Annotated in this window: 1 protein-coding gene; it reads right to left on the bottom strand. The window is 43.1% G+C overall.

Annotation, left to right across the window (positions count from 1 at the left end):
* A partial coding sequence (locus EIZ39_RS26150; protein ID WP_129204527.1) for a TasA family protein occupies positions 1-686 on the bottom strand: 686 nt, incomplete at its 3' end.
* Positions 687-775 lie beyond the last annotated feature (89 nt).

Here is a 775-nt window from a genome sequence, read left to right as displayed (position 1 = left end):
CCGGAGCCTTGGTTGTCAATATTGCCATTGGCGGAGCTGAACGTTTCCCCTTCGTATTGCAGCGCTGTGAAGGTCACGTCAATCAAGGTTTCTTCACCCATTAACGCGTTTTGCTCTGTTCCTGGATCTTCAAATTCTAAAACATAGTTGAGGCCTTTTGTCTTTCTCTCTGTTGTCACAGAGTCGTCATTGGCATCCAAGTAACCAATATACTTCCCTACCCCAGAAATGGTATTGTTATTAAGAGTGGTATCTCCATCTAATCCAGCGTCCAGCTCGGCTAAGGTGACTTTCCCATCATTATTGGAGTCAAAGTTATATTTCACTAGTAGATCCTCTCCACCAAACTTCAGCTCTGTTACTAGAATCGCATCCTTACTTCCTTGTCCTTCATCCGTTACACTCACATCCATGAATACATTAAATGGTAGAGTTCCTTGGTTGTTTAAAATCATGGCTGGTTCTTGGTTTCCAGTATTCGCTTCTAACACATCGCCTGGTTTCCAGTTAGAGATCGCAAAGGACTGCATATGGGCCTTCTCTGGCTGTAAGTTGATCACTCCATTCGTAAATTTGCTGGCAGACTCCACCTCATCGCTAAAGTACGCGAAGGTTCCTCCGATGGATGCCATGGCTCCTACTGCGATCGTCGCTGTTCCGGTGATCAATTTTGCTTTCAAATTCATTGTTATTCCTCCTCTAATTGGCTATCTATTTTATATTTCTTATTACCCTATTTGAATTTTACTTATCGTCTGCAGCAGTTCTATCGTTC

The organism is Ammoniphilus sp. CFH 90114 (genome assembly GCF_004123195.1).
Lineage (GTDB): Bacteria > Bacillota > Bacilli > Aneurinibacillales > RAOX-1 > YIM-78166.
This window is presented reverse-complemented; position numbering and strand designations above follow the sequence as displayed.